The organism is Pseudomonas sp. 32_A, assembly GCF_017490905.1.
Lineage (GTDB): Bacteria > Pseudomonadota > Gammaproteobacteria > Pseudomonadales > Pseudomonadaceae > Aquipseudomonas > Aquipseudomonas inefficax.
The window spans coordinates 1-226 of record NZ_JAFGYI010000552.1 but is presented as its reverse complement, the minus strand read 5'-3'; the positions used below and the strand labels follow the sequence as shown (position 1 = coordinate 226).

1 protein-coding gene is annotated in these 226 nt (G+C 64.2%); it reads left to right on the top strand.

Annotated features, from left to right (window positions below):
- Positions 1-226, top strand: a 226-nt coding sequence (locus tag J5M58_RS27760) for an amino acid permease (protein ID WP_207880770.1), incomplete at both ends; no start/stop codon positions are given.

Here is a 226-nt window from a genome sequence, read left to right as displayed (position 1 = left end):
GGGCAACACGCCAATCGCCATCGGCTGCGCCTCGCTGCTGCTGTGGGCGGTGCACTTCCTGGTGCTGCGCGGTATCAAGGAGGCGGCGTTCATCAACCAGGTGACCACCGTGGCCAAGGTGGTGCCGCTGCTGCTGTTTGCCCTGATCTGCCTGTTCGCCTTCAAGCTCGACATCTTCACCGCCGACATCTGGGCGGTGGGCACGCCAGAACTTGGCAGCGTGATG